Annotated in this window: 22 protein-coding genes; 9 read left to right on the forward strand and 13 right to left on the reverse strand. The window is 56.2% G+C overall.

From position 1 onward, the window contains the following. Nucleotides 1-90: 90 nt before the first annotated feature. The gene (locus tag ACUNV4_RS24400) at nucleotides 91-1,002 is read right to left on the reverse strand and encodes a LysR family transcriptional regulator (protein ID WP_430881254.1); all 912 of its coding nucleotides are present in this window, start codon (nucleotides 1,000-1,002) and stop codon (nucleotides 91-93) included. 250 nt (nucleotides 1,003-1,252) lie between these two features. Here ACUNV4_RS24400 and ACUNV4_RS24405 point away from each other — a divergent pair, with 250 nt between their 5' ends. Then, a complete protein-coding gene (locus tag ACUNV4_RS24405) occupies nucleotides 1,253-1,711 on the forward strand; it encodes a DoxX family protein (RefSeq protein ID WP_430881295.1) in 459 nt (152 codons plus the stop codon). Then, nucleotides 1,708-2,502 (forward strand): DODA-type extradiol aromatic ring-opening family dioxygenase, encoded by a 795-nt coding sequence (locus ACUNV4_RS24410; protein ID WP_430881255.1) that lies wholly within the window; start codon nucleotides 1,708-1,710, stop codon nucleotides 2,500-2,502. The genes ACUNV4_RS24405 and ACUNV4_RS24410 overlap by 4 nt, the downstream gene beginning before the upstream one ends. A gap of 17 nt (nucleotides 2,503-2,519) precedes the next feature. On the opposite strand, the gene ACUNV4_RS24415 is transcribed toward ACUNV4_RS24410, so the two are convergent. From ACUNV4_RS24415 to ACUNV4_RS24435, 5 genes are all read right to left on the reverse strand, one after another. Beyond that, complete coding sequence (locus ACUNV4_RS24415) at nucleotides 2,520-3,032, reverse strand: lipocalin family protein (protein ID WP_430881256.1); 513 nt, start codon at nucleotides 3,030-3,032, stop codon at nucleotides 2,520-2,522. A gap of 351 nt (nucleotides 3,033-3,383) precedes the next feature. Continuing rightward, the gene (locus ACUNV4_RS24420; RefSeq protein ID WP_430881257.1) at nucleotides 3,384-4,106 is read right to left on the reverse strand and encodes a DUF1353 domain-containing protein; all 723 of its coding nucleotides are present in this window, start codon (nucleotides 4,104-4,106) and stop codon (nucleotides 3,384-3,386) included. Further along, entirely contained in the window at nucleotides 4,103-5,095 is a 993-nt protein-coding gene (locus ACUNV4_RS24425) for an alcohol dehydrogenase catalytic domain-containing protein (protein ID WP_430881258.1), read from the reverse strand. The genes ACUNV4_RS24420 and ACUNV4_RS24425 overlap by 4 nt, the downstream gene beginning before the upstream one ends. Nucleotides 5,096-5,390: 295 nt before the next feature. After that, nucleotides 5,391-5,951 carry a GNAT family N-acetyltransferase gene (locus tag ACUNV4_RS24430; protein WP_430881259.1) on the reverse strand — a complete coding sequence of 187 codons (561 nt, stop codon included), beginning with the start codon at nucleotides 5,949-5,951 and terminating at the stop codon, nucleotides 5,391-5,393. Between the two features lie 55 nt (nucleotides 5,952-6,006). After that, nucleotides 6,007-7,107, reverse strand: coding sequence for an AraC family transcriptional regulator (locus ACUNV4_RS24435; RefSeq protein WP_430881260.1), 1,101 nt, complete (start codon nucleotides 7,105-7,107; stop codon nucleotides 6,007-6,009). Nucleotides 7,108-7,183: 76 nt separating this feature from the next. Here ACUNV4_RS24435 and ACUNV4_RS24440 point away from each other — a divergent pair, with 76 nt between their 5' ends. Together ACUNV4_RS24440 and ACUNV4_RS24445 are read left to right on the forward strand one after the other, a co-directional pair. Then, nucleotides 7,184-7,990: a class I SAM-dependent methyltransferase gene (locus ACUNV4_RS24440; protein WP_430881261.1), complete on the forward strand. Its 807-nt coding sequence runs from the start codon at nucleotides 7,184-7,186 to the stop codon at nucleotides 7,988-7,990. Further along, nucleotides 7,980-8,477 (forward strand): GNAT family N-acetyltransferase, encoded by a 498-nt coding sequence (locus ACUNV4_RS24445; protein ID WP_430881262.1) that lies wholly within the window; start codon nucleotides 7,980-7,982, stop codon nucleotides 8,475-8,477. The genes ACUNV4_RS24440 and ACUNV4_RS24445 overlap by 11 nt, the downstream gene beginning before the upstream one ends. Here the strand turns inward: ACUNV4_RS24445 and ACUNV4_RS24450 are convergent. From ACUNV4_RS24450 to ACUNV4_RS24460, 3 genes are all read right to left on the reverse strand, one after another. Then, nucleotides 8,389-9,705, reverse strand: coding sequence for a S8 family serine peptidase (locus tag ACUNV4_RS24450; RefSeq protein WP_430881263.1), 1,317 nt, complete (start codon nucleotides 9,703-9,705; stop codon nucleotides 8,389-8,391). The two genes, ACUNV4_RS24445 and ACUNV4_RS24450, sit on opposite strands and share 89 nt — an antisense overlap. Nucleotides 9,706-9,921: 216 nt before the next feature. After that, the gene (locus ACUNV4_RS24455; RefSeq protein WP_430881264.1) at nucleotides 9,922-10,902 is read right to left on the reverse strand and encodes a hypothetical protein; all 981 of its coding nucleotides are present in this window, start codon (nucleotides 10,900-10,902) and stop codon (nucleotides 9,922-9,924) included. 34 nt (nucleotides 10,903-10,936) lie between these two features. Beyond that, on the reverse strand, nucleotides 10,937-11,821 hold the full coding sequence (locus ACUNV4_RS24460; protein WP_430881265.1) for a hypothetical protein: 885 nt from the start codon (nucleotides 11,819-11,821) through the stop codon (nucleotides 10,937-10,939). 40 nt (nucleotides 11,822-11,861) lie between these two features. Between ACUNV4_RS24460 and ACUNV4_RS24465 the strand changes: the two genes are divergently transcribed. From ACUNV4_RS24465 to ACUNV4_RS24475, 3 genes are read left to right on the forward strand one after another with little or no spacing between them, the layout of a single operon-like run. Next, nucleotides 11,862-12,188, forward strand: a complete 327-nt coding sequence (locus ACUNV4_RS24465) for a hypothetical protein (protein ID WP_430881266.1) — start codon at nucleotides 11,862-11,864, stop codon at nucleotides 12,186-12,188. Nucleotide 12,189: 1 nt separating this feature from the next. After that, a complete protein-coding gene (locus ACUNV4_RS24470) occupies nucleotides 12,190-12,783 on the forward strand; it encodes an RNA polymerase sigma factor (protein WP_430881267.1) in 594 nt (197 codons plus the stop codon). Continuing rightward, on the forward strand, nucleotides 12,711-13,484 hold the full coding sequence (locus ACUNV4_RS24475) for an anti-sigma factor family protein (protein WP_430881268.1): 774 nt from the start codon (nucleotides 12,711-12,713) through the stop codon (nucleotides 13,482-13,484). Before ACUNV4_RS24470 ends, ACUNV4_RS24475 begins: the two co-directional genes overlap by 73 nt. Before the next feature lie 84 nt (nucleotides 13,485-13,568). Here ACUNV4_RS24475 and ACUNV4_RS24480 read toward each other — a convergent pair whose 3' ends face one another. The 3 genes from ACUNV4_RS24480 to ftrA form a co-directional block, all read right to left on the reverse strand. Continuing rightward, on the reverse strand, nucleotides 13,569-14,171 hold the full coding sequence (locus ACUNV4_RS24480) for a PIN domain-containing protein (RefSeq protein WP_430881269.1): 603 nt from the start codon (nucleotides 14,169-14,171) through the stop codon (nucleotides 13,569-13,571). Nucleotides 14,172-14,227: 56 nt separating this feature from the next. Beyond that, nucleotides 14,228-14,629, reverse strand: coding sequence for a GFA family protein (locus tag ACUNV4_RS24485; protein ID WP_430881270.1), 402 nt, complete (start codon nucleotides 14,627-14,629; stop codon nucleotides 14,228-14,230). Between the two features lie 148 nt (nucleotides 14,630-14,777). Beyond that, the gene (gene ftrA / locus ACUNV4_RS24490) at nucleotides 14,778-15,758 is read right to left on the reverse strand and encodes a transcriptional regulator FtrA (RefSeq protein ID WP_430881271.1); all 981 of its coding nucleotides are present in this window, start codon (nucleotides 15,756-15,758) and stop codon (nucleotides 14,778-14,780) included. Between the two features lie 98 nt (nucleotides 15,759-15,856). Here ftrA and ACUNV4_RS24495 point away from each other — a divergent pair, with 98 nt between their 5' ends. After that, complete coding sequence (locus tag ACUNV4_RS24495; protein WP_430881272.1) at nucleotides 15,857-16,261, forward strand: nuclear transport factor 2 family protein; 405 nt, start codon at nucleotides 15,857-15,859, stop codon at nucleotides 16,259-16,261. 45 nt (nucleotides 16,262-16,306) lie between these two features. Then, nucleotides 16,307-16,687, forward strand: coding sequence for a VOC family protein (locus ACUNV4_RS24500; protein WP_430881273.1), 381 nt, complete (start codon nucleotides 16,307-16,309; stop codon nucleotides 16,685-16,687). Nucleotides 16,688-16,803: 116 nt separating this feature from the next. On the opposite strand, the gene ACUNV4_RS24505 is transcribed toward ACUNV4_RS24500, so the two are convergent. Beyond that, nucleotides 16,804-18,033: an RNA polymerase sigma factor gene (locus ACUNV4_RS24505; RefSeq protein ID WP_430881274.1), complete on the reverse strand. Its 1,230-nt coding sequence runs from the start codon at nucleotides 18,031-18,033 to the stop codon at nucleotides 16,804-16,806. Between the last annotated feature and the right edge of the window lie 3 nt (nucleotides 18,034-18,036).

Raw genomic sequence — 18,036 nt, forward strand, 5'->3', positions numbered from 1 at the left:
GCCATCTTTTTTTCAGTTGTGGCAAGCGCACCGCGAGTCTGACGCTCTTGCCACACCCATCACCGTCCACCGACATCGGACACACGCTCCTCACAGACCCTCATCCCAATACGGCTTGCCGGCAAAGTATTCCACCAGGAAATCGATGAAGCTGCGTGTTTTCAATGGCAGGAAACGCCGATTGGCATATACGGCATTCAGGGTCGGATGCTCAGGTTCCCAACCGTCCAGCACTCGCAGCAATGCGCCGCTATTCAATAGCTGATAGACCATGAAGGTGGGTTGCAATACCACCCCCAGTCCGGCCACTGCCGCGTTGCACAGAACATCACCGTTATTACCTTGCAGATTCCCCTGAACGGCTACCTGGCATTGCTCCGGGCCACGATGAAAATGCCATTCGTCACTGTTTCTTGTATTGGTATAGCGCAGGCAATTATGCCGAGCCAGATCCCGTGGATGCTCAGGCATTCCATGCGTTTCCAGATACCGTGCCGAAGCACAAGCCACCACGCGCACCGGAGCCAGGGGTCTGGCAATCAACATCGGGTCTACCTCGTTGGCAATGCGTAACGCCAGATCGAAGCCCTCCTCCACCAGCTTGACCTCTCGATCCACCAGGGACAACTCCACCTGCACATCCTGAAAACGCTGCAGATACTCGGTAATCGCATGCCCCAGGTGCAATGCACTGAATGACAGTGGCGCGTTGATACGCAGCGTCCCTCGCGGTTGAGCCGTCTCAGAGGTCGCCGCTGTTTCGGCTTCTTCCACCAGCCCCAGCACCTGCACCGCACGTTGGTAGTAATCCTGCCCGACACCTGTCAGCGACAGCTTGCGCGTGGTGCGGTTGAGCAGGCGCACGCCCAGATGAGACTCCATCTGAGCAACGTAGCGTGAGGTCATGCCGCGAGACAGATCCAGTTTCTCCGCCGCTGCGGCAAAGCTGCCCGTGTCGACAACCGTCACAAACACCCGCATTCCCGTCAGAACATCCGTCATTTCAACTGTTGCACATCAGTAAACAAACCATCCGATTTCAGCACGTTTATTCACTCCACCGCAACTGTTGTAATCCCCCTCAGCAGACACCCATGAACACACAAGACCAGACACCCAACATCCCCCCGATTCAGATATCCGGAATCAGACACCCATGAACACACATCAGCAGACACCCACATTCGACAGAGACCAGACACCCATGAACATCGAACAACAGACACCCACATCCGTCAGAGACCAGACACCCATGAAAGATCGCCTGATTCACACGCTTCTCGACACTCGAGCCGGCTGGGGCGCTCTCGCACTGCGCCTGCCCATCGGCATCATCTTCATGGCCCATGGCGCCCAGAAGCTGTTCGGCTGGTTCGGCGGCTATGGCCTGGAAGGCACCGGACAGTTCATGGAATCCCTCGGACTGAGCCCCGGTTACACCATGGCCCTACTCTCCGGCGGTACCGAGTTCTTCGGCGGACTGGCACTGATCATCGGTTTACTGACACGTCCGGCAGCCGCAGGGCTGGCATTCACCATGGTGATGGCCATCATGACCGTGCACATCGGCAACGGTCTTTTCATGAGCAACAACGGATACGAATTCGCGCTCTCACTACTCGCCGTCACCATCGCACTCCTTTTCCAGGGCGCTGGCCGATTCTCCTTCGACGCCGCCATTGCTCAGGCACACGGGAGCACTCGGTCATGAGACTGCCCACCTTTTTCATCTCGCACGGAGGCGGCCCCTGGCCGTGGATGGACAGCCAGCAACATCACTATGCGGGACTGCGCAAGGCGCTGCAGCGAATGCCGGAACTCATCGGCGAACAACCCGACGCCATTCTGATGATATCGGCGCATTGGGAAGCACCCGAGTTCACACTCAGCAGCGCCGAGCACCCTGGCATGATCTACGACTACCATGGCTTCCCGGAGGAAACCTACTCGATCAGCTACCCCGCACCCGGCGCACCCTGGCTGGCGAAACAGGTGCGGGCGCTGTTGAATCAGGCCGGACTCACAGCGCAGCTGGATGCACAACGAGGTTTCGACCATGGCATGTACTGCCCGATGGCGGTGGCCTACCCAGGTGCGGACATACCGGTCGTGCAACTGTCACTCAAGGAAGGACTCGACTCTCGCGAGCATCTGGCGCTGGGCCACGTACTGACACCCCTGCGAGACCAGGGCATTCTGATCATTGGCAGCGGTCTCAGCTATCACAACCTTCGACACTTCGGCCCTTCCGCCCACCAGGTATCGGCAAACTTCGATGACTGGGTACACGAAACACTAACGGAAGAAGACGCTGAGGTGCGCGAACTCAGGCTGACCGAATGGGAATCGGCCCCCTCGGCTCGTCAGGCCCATCCGCGTGAAGAACACCTGTTGCCATTGATGGTGGCGACAGGGGCTGCCAGGCAGGACAAGGCCCGACGTGTCTATCACCAGACGGATTTCATGGGCGGTATCAGCGTGTCAAACTTCCAGTTCGGATGATGAGGCTGAGAGTGTCGTTACTGTGCTACCCAGACCAACTCGCTGGTATCGAAGTCGGCATTCTCCGCCTGTTGCAGAAACCGGCTTTTCAATGCGTCACTGACTTCCGGTGTGCGTGACAGAAACCACAGGTATTTCCGGTTATGGCCTGTCACAAACGCATACTGGTAGTCCTCGTCATCCAGCTCGAACACCACATAGGATGAATAGAACGGACCGAAGAACGACACCTTCAGATGACCCACGTCCTCTTCATCGACAAACACGGCCTTGCCTTCAGCCTCACTCCACTCCCCAGTCTCTTCCTTGTAGCCCCTGTTCGTGACACGCACGCTACCGTCATCTTGCAGCGCGTATTCGGCCGTCACCTGACTCAAGCCACGTTCAAACCGATGATCCAGGCGCGCGACTTCATACCAGGTGCCAAGATACCGGTCGACATCGAATTCCTTTACAGGCTCCACATTACGGGGCAAGCCGGTGCAACTCACCAGCGCCAGAGCGCTGAGCACTATGCCAATGATTTTCATCGTATCTCCAATCAACAAAGGTTGCGGATGAAACTGCGAGGCCGTGCATACCGACCTGTCGTGGTCTTGCCCCGCAAGGCTCGCACGAACTGCACGACTATCCGGAATTGCATCGATATCGTCTGACGATCACCCGTCGATGACATCGCGCCTGTTCTGTTCATACTCTTTCGTCGGCAAGGATACCGTCGGGCCAGGGAGCATGCCGGGAAGGGTAAATATTCCCGCCCTGGCCAGCCAACCGTATCGAGTCAGGGAGCCCGCGACGAGACTATGCCAACAGACACCCTGGTCGGCCTCAGCAGTCAGTGCCGCTACAGTCGGACCACAAGAGTAACTAACCGTCCGGGCTCAGACTCGGCGCCGTCGCTTTCTGCCAATGGCGATACTCGCGATATACAGAACCACATAGACGCTGGAGAACGCAATCAACGTCAGGCCCAAGCCCATCACGGTGTACACCCACCATACGCCTGTCATCAACAGCAGTAGCACGGAAAACTCGACCAGCGGCGGCTTGCCACCAAAATGCTTGCCGTTGTATCTGACCCAGAGCCAACCGATCCGAACGAAAAACCACGCGATATAGCCCACGAAGGGCAGCCTGTTGACGGTTCCGACGATATCCCTGAACAGTCTGTCTGCCCGGTGTCGTGACAGGGGAATATCCTTGAAGGTATTGCCACCGTCCTTCGATATTCGCAGGCTGCCGTATTGATAGGCATAGTCATGCACGATGGAACCCACCAGCATGACCCCCAAGGGGCGCAATATGCCAACAGTGAGCAGACTCACCAGCCAGGGCATGGGTATCGAAGCCCCATCAAAGACGATCGTCTTTTCGTCACCATCGCGGGCTGGAACTTCGACGATGCCGTTGAGTTCGTTGGAATAATCAACATCCGCCAGTTCGATCTGCCAGTCCCTGAACAGTGAAAATCGCCTGCGTCTGGTTGCTATTGCCAGGCGCTCGAGCATACCTGCCTCATCCATCGACTTGAAGGATTCCAGCCGAATGGACGGCATGCCTTCGAATTCGACGTCAATGCTACCGTCATGGTTCTCCCCGTTCATGTGGCCGGTACCACGATGGCTCGCACCTCACCCGCAGCCGCCGCATTGGCGATGACATCCGGAGCTTCCTGCAAGGACACTCTGCGTGAGATCAATGGCGATACATCTATGACCCCTTCAGCAATCATCCGAGCGGCTCGTGCATGAGTGAAGGGATTCAGAAAACTGAAATGCATCTGTATTTCGCGAAACAGCATGTCGAACGGCTCGATCGACACCTTGGCCCCATCTGGCAGCACACCGAGTATCACCACGCGACCACCGGCACGAGCCAGCCGTGGGGACATGGCGACTGTTTCACTGACACCCGCACATTCCAGAACAAGATCAGCCCCCTCTGGCCACTGGCGTCGGACCTCCTCTTCCGAATCGGCTACGAAACGCGCACCCAGTGTACAGCCCAACTGCTGTTTGCTTTCGGTACGCGTCATCAGCATCACGTCGCTGCCAGCGAGACTTGCCAGCTGAACGGCCAGCAGTCCGATCACCCCCCCACCGATGACCAACACACGCTCACCGGTGCAGGCCTGACCGATATCCATCCCATGCAGTGTGCAAGCCAATGGCTCACAGAATGCACCGAACAAGGGGTCAAGGTCATCAGGCAACACATGCGCCTTGTGTGAGGGAAAGGCGCAGAACTCCGCAAAGCCTCCGTCTCGTCCGATACCGGTGGCCAGATTGTTGGAACACAGGTTCACCCGACCTTTCTGGCAATGGAAACAGGACCCACACCAGGTATTGGGGTCGCAGGTCACTCGAGTACCCGGCGCCAGTGTCGAGCTACCTGCATCCACCACGATGCCACAGAATTCATGGCCAAGCGTGGTACCGGCAACCGATGGAAACTCGCCCTTGAACAGATGACGGTCAGTGCCGCAGATGCCTGCGGATTCGACCTTGACAACAATGTCGCCCGGACCGGGTACCGGCTCTGGCACCTCTACTGTACGTATATCTCCAACGTCGAACAGACGTGTTGCCAGCATCTCTGATCTCCTGCCGTGGACTGATGGGTATCAAGTTGTCATCGTTCGTAGTGTACCGCGGATGACGCATGGGGTAGTTGCCTCTCGGAAAACGGACAGAGTCAGGATGAATAACTCTCTCGGCTTTCATCACACCGGTCGGCTGCGTACGCGACTGCATAAAGGAGAGAATCCATATTTATTACAACTATGGCTCCATACACTTCCTGATGCACCCTGCCCGGAAGGGAATCCACCCTGCCAGACACACTTGACCCGAAAAACGATCATGCAATCCACAGCCAGGCTCTGGAATTCATCGGTTCGGCGTGTCTGTTGCACCGCTTCCTCGATACAGGGCATAGCTAAGCTCGACACAATGCTCACCACGAAACACCGCCTGCTTCGAATCGACCCTGTCCATACCAAGGAATTCCAGCAACCTGACCGATGCAAGATTTCTGTCATCTGTCACACCGATGATTCTCGCCACTCTCGTTTGCTCGTATATCAGCTGTATTGCCTCGCCTACCGCTTCTCTGCCCAGTCCCTGCTTCTGGTAAGCACGATGCAGAGTGAATCCGATCTCGGCCTCTTTCTCGTCAGCAGCAATCAGAATACCGACGTCTCCGATCAGTTGCCCGCTCGACGCTTCAGCTATTGCTATTTGCGTCCAGCACCCCGGCAACAGAAACTCGGTGGCATTCGTGGCTCGAAAGAACGCCAGAGCCTCGTTGTCCGTCATCTGCTCCCAATCCTGATAACGGGCAACTTCCGGATCCGTTCGGTACGCCTGAAAACGTTCCAGATCCGCTTCACTGAATGAACGAAGAATCGTCCTGCCGCAATGTCGCGGCAGTGGTGCCGAGATGTTCATGGTCCGTCCTCTTCATTGCGGCAATACCGTATAGCCCACTGTCTTGCTATCGCGATCAGGCCTGTGGGTTTGCATGACATCGCCACTGGGCCGGCGATACGCCAAACGCCTTCTTGAAAGCTCGACTGAATGCCGACTCGGAAGAAAATCCGACCTCACGGCCAACGGCCGCCACTTTCGATGATCCATCGGCAAGCAAATCTGCGGCAAGCTGCATACGCCAGGTCGTCAGATACTGCATTGGCGGATACCCGACAAGATGAGTGAATCGCGCGCTGAAGGCAGACCGCGACATGCCAGCCTGGCTTGCCAGTTCCTGCAGATTCCAGGCTTCTGCCGGGCGCTCGTGCAGCAACGATAGTATCTTGCCGATCTGAGGATCGCGCAGACCCGACAGCCATCCCGTCGCCCACACCGGCAAGGTTTCCATACACAGACGCAGCACTTCAAGGAATATCAGCTCACAGAGGCGCAAGCGAACGGCCTCGTCACCCGCCCGTGGCAGATGCGCTTTCGAGAGTGTGAGCTCGAGAAGACGTTCAAGCAGGTCATTTCCGGCGGTCTGTCTGACGCGTAGCAGCGGCGGCAAGGCAGAGACTACAGGCTTGAATGGTCGCCTGTCACAACCGAGAAATCCACACAGATATTCGGCTCCACCTTCACCGCCACCCCCTTCGCAAGTGACGAAAGGCAGACGGCCAGCGGTCCATTCCTGGAAGAAGGCTATCGTCGCCTCCGTATCATATTCGGGTTCCTGCTCTGGCGAACTGAGCAGCGAATAAGGTTCTCCACGTGCCAGAACAAGTATGTCGCCGGCCTCGAATCGCATGGCTGCCATACCGGGAACGATGGCCCAGCCCGAACCCTTCAGAATGATATGGTAAGACACGACATGCTGCGCACTCGGCAGGATGATCGAGGCATACTTTCGCGCGGGCGGAACCTCGACACCCCACGGATACGTCGCGTCAACCAGATGAAACACGGCTCCCGTCAGCTTGATCCGTTGCAACACATCGGACAAGGGGTCCTTGCCGTTTTCCTGGCAAAGAAGCGGTAATGCATTCGCCTTGCCAACTTTGAAACCGTTGCCCGGTGACAACAACTCGGACGATGCAGCAACGGATCGAGACGTTTGGTCATGGATTGAGGCCATGCTCGAGACTACCATTGGTATTCCAGTCATTCCACTGGATGACTTCCTACTTTCAGCCAGTCCGGAGCGGGATGCCATGAACATCTTGGAACACGCAGAAAAGTCTCCTGCCTCAGTGTATGACACTCAATTCGTGCCTGCTCTGTTCGAGCAATGGGGGCCGATCGTGGCGGAATCAGCCGCAATCAGAAACGGGGATCGCGTACTCGATGTTGCCTGCGGCACGGGCGCACTGACACGTGCCGCAGTCAACACAGCCGGCGCTTCAGGGCATGTGGTCGGACTCGACGCCAATCCGGACATGCTTGATGTTGCAAGAAGCAAGGCAATGCCAGTCGAGTGGCTGGAAGGAGTGGCAGAGAACCTACCGATGCCCGACAACCGTTTCGATGCGGTAGTCAGCCAATTCGGCTTCATGTTCTTCGACGACAAGCCTGCAGCACTTCGCGAGATGATGAGGGTACTGCGTCCCGGTGGCACCCTGGCAGTTGCCGTGTGCGATGCCATCGAGAACTCGGCGGGGTACAACGCATTCGCTGCACTGCTGGACAGATTGTTCGGAATCCTGGTCGGAAACACCTTCAGAGCGCCCTTCAGCCTGGGCGACAGCGACAGACTGAGGTCTCTCTGTGAAGAGTCCGGTATTGCCGATGCCAGTATTGAGCGGCACGATGGCCAGGTTCGATTTGCTTCGATTGCCGCGATGGTCTCGACGGAAAGAGCCTGCGTGTGGACTCTGGGAGGCCTGCTCGACGATGAACAGTTCAGCCGATTGCTTGCTGCATGCGAGGAAGAATTACAGCCCTTCGTCGCGCCCGACGGAAGCATCCGATTCGACATGCCTGCATTGATCGTGATTGCCCGAAAATCCGATGGAAGTTGAGCTGCGTGACGTCGAAAGAGCTGACCTTTCACTACTGGACCAGTGGTTGAGCCAGGCACATGTCAGACCCTGGTTCGGGGACAAACCTGCTGTATTGAATTGGGCACAGTGTCCGCCACCTGCTGGGTCACAGGCGATGATCTGCAGGAATGTCACCGATGTAGGATACATTCGCTGGCAGTCGATAGATCGCCACACCCTGGACTCACTGGGCTTCACGCACATACCGGATAACTCGGTCGATGTGGACATTCTGCTGGGTCGCCCCAGCGAGTGTGCTCGAGGTACTGGCCCGACCGCCCTGCGACAACTTGCTGCGATGTTGCAGGAAACCGGAGCGGTACCCTTGATTGCCCTGACAACCTCGGTGGACAACTTCCATGCGCAGCGGGCTTTTCTCAAGGCGGGGTTTGTAATGGACAGGCAGTACACCGCCGATGGCTTCGGTGATTGTTATCTGTATACACGTCGCCTTCTGCAACACTGACACGTCTGGCCCAATCCACCGCGCAACAGGCGTTGACCGCACCTGTTTCCGGGTTGGCGGTGAGTTCGAGCAACGCCAGTAGTTCGCTTGGCGATAGCGATGGCGACAGACTGCGCAGCAGTGCAGCCAGCCCGGAAATGTGCGCCGTAGAGAACGAACTACCGTCGAAGAAATCATATTGCCTGTCTGGAAGCGTACTGAGAACCCGACGCCCGGGAGCGACTATCGAATGTTGTCTCTCACCGGACATGGCCACGGCAATGGTCCCTCGTATCGACACGGGAAATGCCTCTTCTTCATGGTCAGGTACTGCCCCTATGACAACGATACCTCTTGTCAGGGCTTCCAGAACCAATCGCTCCAGTACAGGATCCGGAGGCCCAGTCAGACTCAGATTGATGATATCCACTTTCTGCTGAATGGAATAATCCAGCGCCTTGGCCAGTGTGAGCGAATTGCAACGCGCCTGGCTCTCACCCTGCTCGACATGCCAGCAGGCCTTCACCGCCAGTAAAGATGCGTCAGGAGCGACACCGACCATACCCGTATCGTTATCAGCGTGTGCAGCAATGATCCCGGCGACCGCTGTACCATGAGTGTCAGCACGAAACCGCGTGTCATCGCTGTCAACGAAATTGCGGGTCGCCTCGCCACTGAAGGCAAGGTCGGGATGGGTATTATCCATTCCGGTATCAATAACGGCAACCTTGACACCTTTGCCGCGTGACCATTGGTGAGAGTTGAGTGCCTGTATCGATTGCAGCCCATGTTGAAGCGACAGATACGGATCATTGTAATCCTGCGCCTGCACATCGAAGGTCTGAACGATTTGCGCCGTTTCCACCTCTGGCTCCAGCTCCAGTGCTGCCACTACGGTATCCCTTGTCCGAGGATCCTGGATCTCGAAAACGACACAGAATATCTCGATGGCAGGCAAGGGCCAGTTGGCAACCCGCTTCAAGCCATAGCCGGATTGCAATCTATCGAGAAACTCTGCATACCGGGGAGGTAGTTCACCTGACATCGGCACAGACTGCATCTCGGTCAGCAATGCATACCGTTCCGGTGTCATGGTTATCAGAATCAGATCCGATTCCAGATCCTCATGATAGTGACCGAATGTCTCATCGGTGACGACCCTGGCTGGTGTATGTGACACCGGGCTGGACACGCAACCCGATACAGCCAGACACAACAGCATCATCAACATCAATACGTGGCTATGCATGTTGATCAGAATCTCCGGTGTCTGTCGATACGCTGTTCTGGATCTGGCGCAAGGTCCCCCAAGGGACCCATCGTGAAACGATGAATGATCATTTCAAACCACTGCAACGTCTGTGTCAACTGACAGGTCAGGCCTGTCGTGTCGATGCAGGGCGCCGGCAGGGGTAGCCATCATGTCGCCCCTGCCGCGAACGCCGTACTTGAGTGCCGAAAGACCTCACTGAATCTGTTGTTGTATGAATCCGGGCAGATCAGACAGCGATACCTGGGTTGGCGGGTACGTGGTGATATCCAGAACATCCACGTTTTCAACACCACCACCATCAACAACCTCGCGTTTCGTACACACGACATACTCGACGTTGCGAAGACTCAGTGATACGCGCAGACCATCGTCATCGGTACGTGCACCGGCATCAAAATCGTTGGCAATACCACGCAGGCTGAATCGAACCAGGTGGTCCAGAGACAGGGCTTCCAGTTCCGATGGATTGGTCGATCTGTCGAGTACCGTGCAAAATCCTGGCGATGTGGAAACACTCAGTACTGGCAGCCGGGTGTTCGAATCCAGAAAGATTCCGTCAAAGTTCGAACTTCCCACGGAGCCTGGTGGATTCACGTTGAAGAAGGGGGCTCCGGCTGTACCGGCGTCACTGTCTCGTTCCTCGCCCAGAAGCCCGAAGGCTACGACATCGACGCCGGGGCCTCCATCAAAGAAATCACTACCATCTCCCGGTGCCCAGATGAACATGTCGTCACCCTGACCACCGAATGCACGATCACGATTATCCGAACCCAGGTTGTCTCCATCGACACTGGAATTGAAGTCCTCAGTGCCGCCGATCAGCACATCATCACCATCGCCACCCAACAGGACATCGACCCCGAGTGCACCTATCAGCACACTATCCGTCGAATCTGCCTGGAGGATGTCACCGCTTCGCAGACTCTGGTTGGGCGATCCGCCGGGGCCATCGGGATTGAGTGACAATAATGGGCTGCCGATATTGTTGAGGTCAGTACCTTGCAGAACCACACGTTCCACATCCTGTCCCGGCGGTTCCTGTGTCGGTGCATCGTTGTCGGCATGCTCGTCACCCGAATCGCTGCAGCCTGCCAGCAACAGGGTCATCACTGAGCAAATGCAGAACCGGCTGATGAACGAGGTTCGTGATACTGCGGATTTTCTGGTTTTCATGATATTGCTACTCCAATAGGGGTTGTCTGATCGCTTACCGGATGAGTTCGAATGCCTGCTCGGGCAATTCCGACACATCGATGGGAGTGGGAGGGCGAGTGGTGAGATCCAGAGCGACAATCTCACCGGCATGCAGCCCGCCACACGCGAGAAACTCGGTATCCGTCAGGTGTACCGAAATCCGCAGCCCGGTATCAGGATTGGACAGATCGGCAGCCGGTCCACGTAACGAGAATCGAACCAGGTGATCCATCCCCAGGGCGGCAAGCTCGGCCTGTTCGGCCTCGTTGTCATAACCATCCACGACTTCGCAGAAGCCGGGACCACCGGACACATCCACGATGGGGAGCCCCGACGATGGGTCGATGTAGATACCATCGAAGTCCTGACTTCCATCGCCTGTCGGTGGATTGACACTGAAGAAGGGGGCACCTACCTCGTTGCCATGATCATCTCGTTGCTCCCCGATCAATCCCAGGATGAGAACATCACTACCCTCCCCACCGGCGAAGAAATCATTGCCATCACCCGGCGCCCAGACAAACACATCATCGCCTTGCCCACCAAACGCTCGGTCACGGTTGAAGGGGTTGAAATCTTCAGTGCCGCCGATCAGGATATCGTCGCCACCATTGCCCAGTAATACATCGATTCCCAGCGCACCGATCAGAAGATCGGACTCTTCCGTACCAGCAAGCGCATCGCCGGTTTGCTGGCTCTGATCCCCTCCGCCGTTGCTACCCCGATTGGCTGAAAGGAATCTGTTGATATTCTCATCAAGTCCGGAGATGGAATTCCGGTCCGACCCGATCATCGTGTTATCGACTCCGGCAACTGCTGACAAACAGAGAGTTCCTGTAAGGCAGAATGCGCTGAGTACCGATAATTGACGAAGGGTGGTGTCCTTGTTGGGTGACATGGTGTTTATCTCCTTGAGTGCAGGGTGTTGGAAATGAACCGTGTTGCTGCTGAACGACATCGGCAGGCGATTCCACGCAGCGTTGTCAGCACAGTTCGACAAACAGAAGATCAGCAATCCGATCGATGAAAACCGGATGAAATCATCTGATTCGACCGTAGGTACCCGCCCGGCTCAATGTGGTTCATTCGCGATGAACATTTTTCATTCGCGCAAACAACACGTCTTCACGATAGGCCCAGAGCATGATGAGAGGCGGGGCCGAGCGCGCCTTCCGGTTTCGACAGCGGCAATCGTTGAATCTGCAATGAACCGATTCCTCTGCAACAGGTACCTACTGTTTCAGAAGAAGGAATCGAGCAGATGATATGCTTGCAGTAATCTCAGGCAGTGAGAATGGCATGGCACTGGACCAGCCCATTGACAGCGAAGTCGAATTGGTTCGTGCCGTGGCAAATGGAGACCGCAAGGCCTTTGAGCGACTGTTCCACTTGTATCATGGTCGAATCTACAGATTCTCGATCAGAATGCTGCAGGATCATCAGTCGGCCGACGAAGTGTCATGCGATACACTGTATGCCGTGTGGAGCAGTGCCTCGACATTTCGAGAGCAGTCAGCAGTATCGTCATGGATACTGGGTATCGCCTACAGACGGTCGTTGAAACTCTACAACAAGAACGCAAGGCATACAGGCAATCGAGAGCCTGACTATCAGATGGAAGAACTGGTGGAAGAATCGCCACATGGAGACCCGGAGACATACACGAACAACGCTCTGGAAGTCGGTCAGTTGCAGCAAGCGTTGTCGACTCTCAGTAGCAATCACCGAGCTGTCATCGAGTTGATCGCACTCGGCTATTCGGTATCGGAAATTTCCAGTATCGTCGGGTGTCCGGAAAATACGGTCAAGACCAGAACGTTTCACGCGCGTCGTCAATTGCGAACCGCCCTTCAGGATTAGTCGACATGTCAAATCAGACTAGCAAGCACCCGAACCATGAAGAATTTGTTTCCTTGCTCCCGTGGTTTGTAAACCGGACGCTGGATGCCAACAAGCGAAATGAGGTGTTGAGCCACATCGAAACCTGTGATGAATGTCAGCGTGAAATCCGCTTTCTGGAAACCATGCGCGACACCTTGCAGAATGATGCCCGGGAGAATTACACACGACATGCCGACCTCGACAGGAACCTGGCCAGCGTGATGAGCCGGATTGATGAAAAGAGCCAGCCCTCCGGTACCACGGCCATTGCTGCCTCTTCGTTGCTGCAAAGGCTCGAGAAATATCTTGGCTTTTCAATGCGACTGCCCGCAACACAATGGGGCGCCACGGCAGTGGCGGGTTTTCTGGTGGCCGTACTGGGGTTTCAGTTGTATTTCAACTCATCAAACGATGACTATTCGGTTCTCAGCTCTCCCGGGCTGAATGACACGACCATGCGCTTGTCAGTCGAGATGACGACGTCCATGAATCAGCAGCAAGCCCAACTCATCATTCAGCAGGAAGCGGAAAAGTCCGGACATGCAATTGATATTGAAGTAATGAACGACGGTATTTTTTCAGTCGTTCTCAAAGAGCCGGTTGGTGTCGCCGAACTGAGCAGGTTGATCAGCGAGCTTGAGGCAATGGATCAGGTAAGACGAGTTGAGGTGCAACCGTAGGGGTTCTGCAGATGCAGAAGATGCACCGCATTCTGTGATTCCACTGGCTCGAGCAATACCGTTTGCTCAGCCTCGTTCTGTGTCTCAGATCCGTGATGGCAGCTTGTAGGCAACTTTATCGCCATTGATGACGATGACTTTCCGTGCCTTCAATGTTTCCACGATGGCCAGGAGTTCCTGGTCACCGAGCTTCTTTCCGAACAGCGTGTTGATGGTGTTCTTGAGAGTGTCCACTTTTCGCGGACGCGACTGTCCTCTGCCAACCAGGTTCTCCAGGATAGCGGCAATCCTGTCATCGTCAGTCGGCGTGCCCGTCTTGCGCAACACGGGAATATCCGCCACATCGTCGACACGGGAAAGGCTAACCCCATAGGACTTCATGTGAGCCACCAGAGGCTCGAACCCCTTGTCTCTCGAGACAATATGCAGACATGCACCGGGATCCTGCAGTGACAAGCGCCCCAGATGAAAGGCGATATGAAAATCCAGTGCATTCTTCCCGTTACCTGAGGTCCTGATGTATTCAGCTCTGTCTCCCAGCTTCTGCATGCCGGCGGCAAGCTCGAAGGAAATCTTGTGCTGATTCAATCCACAGAAAACCAGTACCCTGAAAGTTCGATCAGCAAGAAGTTCCAGATTCGATGGCTGAACATTCTCGTAATCGATGAGGACATAATTGATTGACAACCGCTTCTCCTCCTGGATTTCATTCCCACGACTTCTTCCGAGAGCCGCGCTTCCGTCTACTCAGGATACTTTTCAAACTGGCGAATCGTCTCCAGTTGATTATCCCAGTTCGCTCTACTGGACATGAAGATATGCCCTTGCGGTTCTATCGGGACATCACTATCGAGGCTGCCGGCGGGCACCACGACCAACGCGCCGTCAGCCTGAATATTCGGTAGCGCGGACCCGCACCGGGAACAGAAATTCCTCACATGTCGAGTGTCCGGTATCTGGTAGCTGTTGACCCTGTCCTCACCCGATAACCAGGTCAGTGTTGCTCCGGCTGCAAAAATATTGGCCGCATGCGCGGAACCGGTATCCTTTCGACAGTGCCGACAATGACAGAGCAGGAAATTTCGGAATTCTCCTTCCATTTCAAAGCTCACATCACCACACAAACACGATCCGGCGTATTTCATTCTTCTTCAATCCTCATGGACATCAACACCACTGCATTCGCAATGGTGTACAGGTTCTGCTTCGGCTCCGCCTGATGATTTTGCAGGAGAGGCATGTTCGAACGCCAGGGGCGGCTGTCGAGTGCAAACGTGCAGTTATTGCCTGATCTCATGACGGCGCACCCAGGCGCTCGCGGTATCGCATGGGTGGAATACCCATCGATTTTCGAAATTCCCGGCGAAAGGTTTCTGCAGAACCAAACCCGCAGACCTCCCAGACATCCGACAACGGAATGGTGCTGTTTTCCAGCAATTCCGCAGCCCGTGAGATACGCTCGACCTTCAGCCAGTTCAACGGGGTCGTGCCTGCCTCCTCGTGAAACCGTCGTGCCAGCGTTCGACTGCTGGTAGCGGCTGCGTCGGCCATGCGCTCGATCGGCCAATCCTCGTCTATCGACGCCCGAATACGATCCTGCAATGCAGACAGTCCAGAACCAACACGCGCGCGGGGTTTCGGGCGGGGCACGAATTGGCGCTGGCCGCCATCTCTTTGAGCAGGCAGCACCAGCCGCCTCGCCACGGACGCGGCAACCTGCGCCCCGAAATCCTGCCGAATGATGTGCAGTCCCAGATCCAGCCCTGCCGCCGAACCGGCAGACGTCAACACGCGCTCACTTTCGACAAACAGCACATCGGGGTCCACACTGACCTCAGGATACTGCGCCGCCAGCTTGTCCGTATAACGCCAGTGGGTTGTCGCACGCTTTCCGTTCAGGAGTCCCGCTGCCGCCAGTACGAAAACACCGGAGCAGATGGAGGCGACCCGTGCACCGCGTTCGTGGGCGGCGTACAGAGCCGCGCACAGCTCTTCCGGCACTGGGGTATCTGCACCGCGCCACCCCGGCACGATGATGAGGCTGGCCTCGGTCAGCAGACCCAGATCATCCTGCGCGTCGACGGTAATGCCCCCGACGGCACGTATGGGCCCGGGCTCTGCCTTGACCGTCGCGAAGCGATACCAGTTCTCGAACTCGGGTCGTGGCAACGCAAACAGCTCCACGGCGATGCCGAACTCGAAAGTGCACAAACCGTCATAGGCAATGGCACACACCAGCGGATGTTTTTCGGGGAAATTGGCAAATTTGCCCATATTGGCAGTATCCGACTGTGTAATGTCAATTATGACAGTACTACAAACTCTCTGTTGGTCGCAAACTGTGTTCAACACATTGACACGCAGAAAAGACAATGACTATCCATACAGAACTGTTGGCCGCAATCGATACCTACTTCGACGCCATTCATCACTGCGATGTCGACAAACTGAATGCCGTGTTCCATCCGCAATCCAGCCTCTTCGACGCGGATAACGGCACCGTTTTTGTCGAGCCGATAGACAGCTTCCGCCGCGATGTTGCAGGTCGTGTGTCGCCTGCCAGCAAGGGCCAGACGCGCCAGGCCGAAGTACTGCTGATCGACTTTCTGTCCCCGATCAGCGCAACCGTGAAGATCCGCATTCGGGCCCATCAGAACGTTTTCGTGGATCATCTGGGTTTCGTGCACGGCCAGGATGGCTGGCAGATCGTCTCCAAGATCTGGCATCTGGAGAGTATTGTAGACACAGACGAACAGACACAAGGCACAGCCGCCTGAACAACTCCCCTTTTTGACACGACCAACACCACAAAGGAAAACACGATGAGCAAGATGAACGCAGTCGGATGGTTCGATATCTTCGTTGATGATATGGACCGAGCCGTGGCCTTTTACGAAACCCTGCTCGGATCCAGCCTGGAACCCATGGGTGACCCCACCGGCGAGTCGCAGATGATGAGCTTTCCCGCAGACATGAGCGTCTATGGAGCCGGAGGCGCCTTGACCAAGTCACCTCACGCAAGCCCCGGTATCGGCGGCACCATCGTGTATTTCATGGTTGAAGACTGTGCCGTACAGCAGGAGCGAGTTGCCGATGCCGGCGGTGTCGTGGTCAGGCCGAAATTCTCGATCGGCGATTTTGGCTGGATACTGCTGTGTCAGGATACCGAAGGCAACATGATCGGTTTCAACTCCATGAAGTAGCCTGCCGTTCATCGAGACCCACTGTACGAACGTATGAACAGTGGGCCGATGAGACTGATTGCCACCGTCGCGTTTCCATCGCCCAAATGTCCCTGCTCGCGGGTGTTTTCGGAGCCTCAGGACAGGATCACCTGACGCTTTCTTTCCAGCAGTCTGCGCGCTGCGGCATTCGGTGCGATGCGAATCGCCTGATCATAGGCCGCACACGCCTCGCCGATTCGCCCGACCTTCTCCAGCACATGAGCACGGGCAGCGTGCCAGGGTTGATATTCTTCGAGCTCGGATTGCAGTTCGCCCAGCTTTTCCAATGCCAGCTCGGCGCGACCGGTCTCGGCCATGACCACCGACCAGTTCAGAGCCACAACCGGTGTCGGCTCGAAGGCCCAGAGAGACTGATACAGCAGAGACATCTGCGGCCAGTCCGGCCCCGGACGCATCATGTGACAATCGGCAATGGCAGCCTTGATCTGAAAGGGACCGGGAGCCCGCTTCCGGATAGCACCTTCCAGAACCGCCTGCGCCTCCGCGATGAACTCGTCCTGCCAATGTGCCGGATCCTGCGATTCCACCGGTACCATGACCCCGTCCGCATCGATACGCGCAGACCGCCGGGCCTCTGTCAACAGCATCAGCGCCAGAACTCCTTCCATTTCCGGTTCACCCGGTTTGAGATGATTCAACAGGCGCGCCAGAAAAATCCCTTCCCGGCACAGATCCCGAGCGCTGTCATCTTCGGTCACATAGCCGGTGGTGAAGATCAGGTACACGGTCGAGAGTACCGTTTCGAGTCGGCTCTGCCATTGATCCGGTTCGGGAACCCTGTAAGCGATTCCCTTGAGCCTGATCTTTGCCTTGGCCCGGGACAGGCGCTGCCCCATGGTCTGTTCGGTATCGAGAAAGGCGGCGGCAATCTCACGAGTCGTCAGATTGCACACGGTACGCAGGGTCAATGCCACACGCGACTTCTCTTCCAGCGCCGGATGACAGCAAGTGAAGATCAGGCGAAGACGCTCATCCGGGATGGTCTCTGGCAGCTCACTATCAATGTACTCGGGAGAAACCCTTCGCAAGTCGTTCGATTTTCGGGTTTCCCGCTGCCCGGCACGCATGTGGTCGATGCCCTTGTTGAGCCCGACCTTCATCAGCCAGGCCAGAGGATCGTGCGGGGCACCCATTCGACTCCAGTGCTTCAGAGCCGACATGCACGCCTCCTGCAAGGCATCCTCGGCCAGCTGAAAATCACCCAACCGAGTCATCAGACCGGCCAGCAAACGCCCCCGATCACGGCGCAGCACATCATCAATGACATGAGTCACGGCGATGGTTTCGGGGGCGGCATCGTTCATGCT

The sequence above is a fragment of the Granulosicoccus sp. 3-233 genome, from assembly GCF_052681095.1.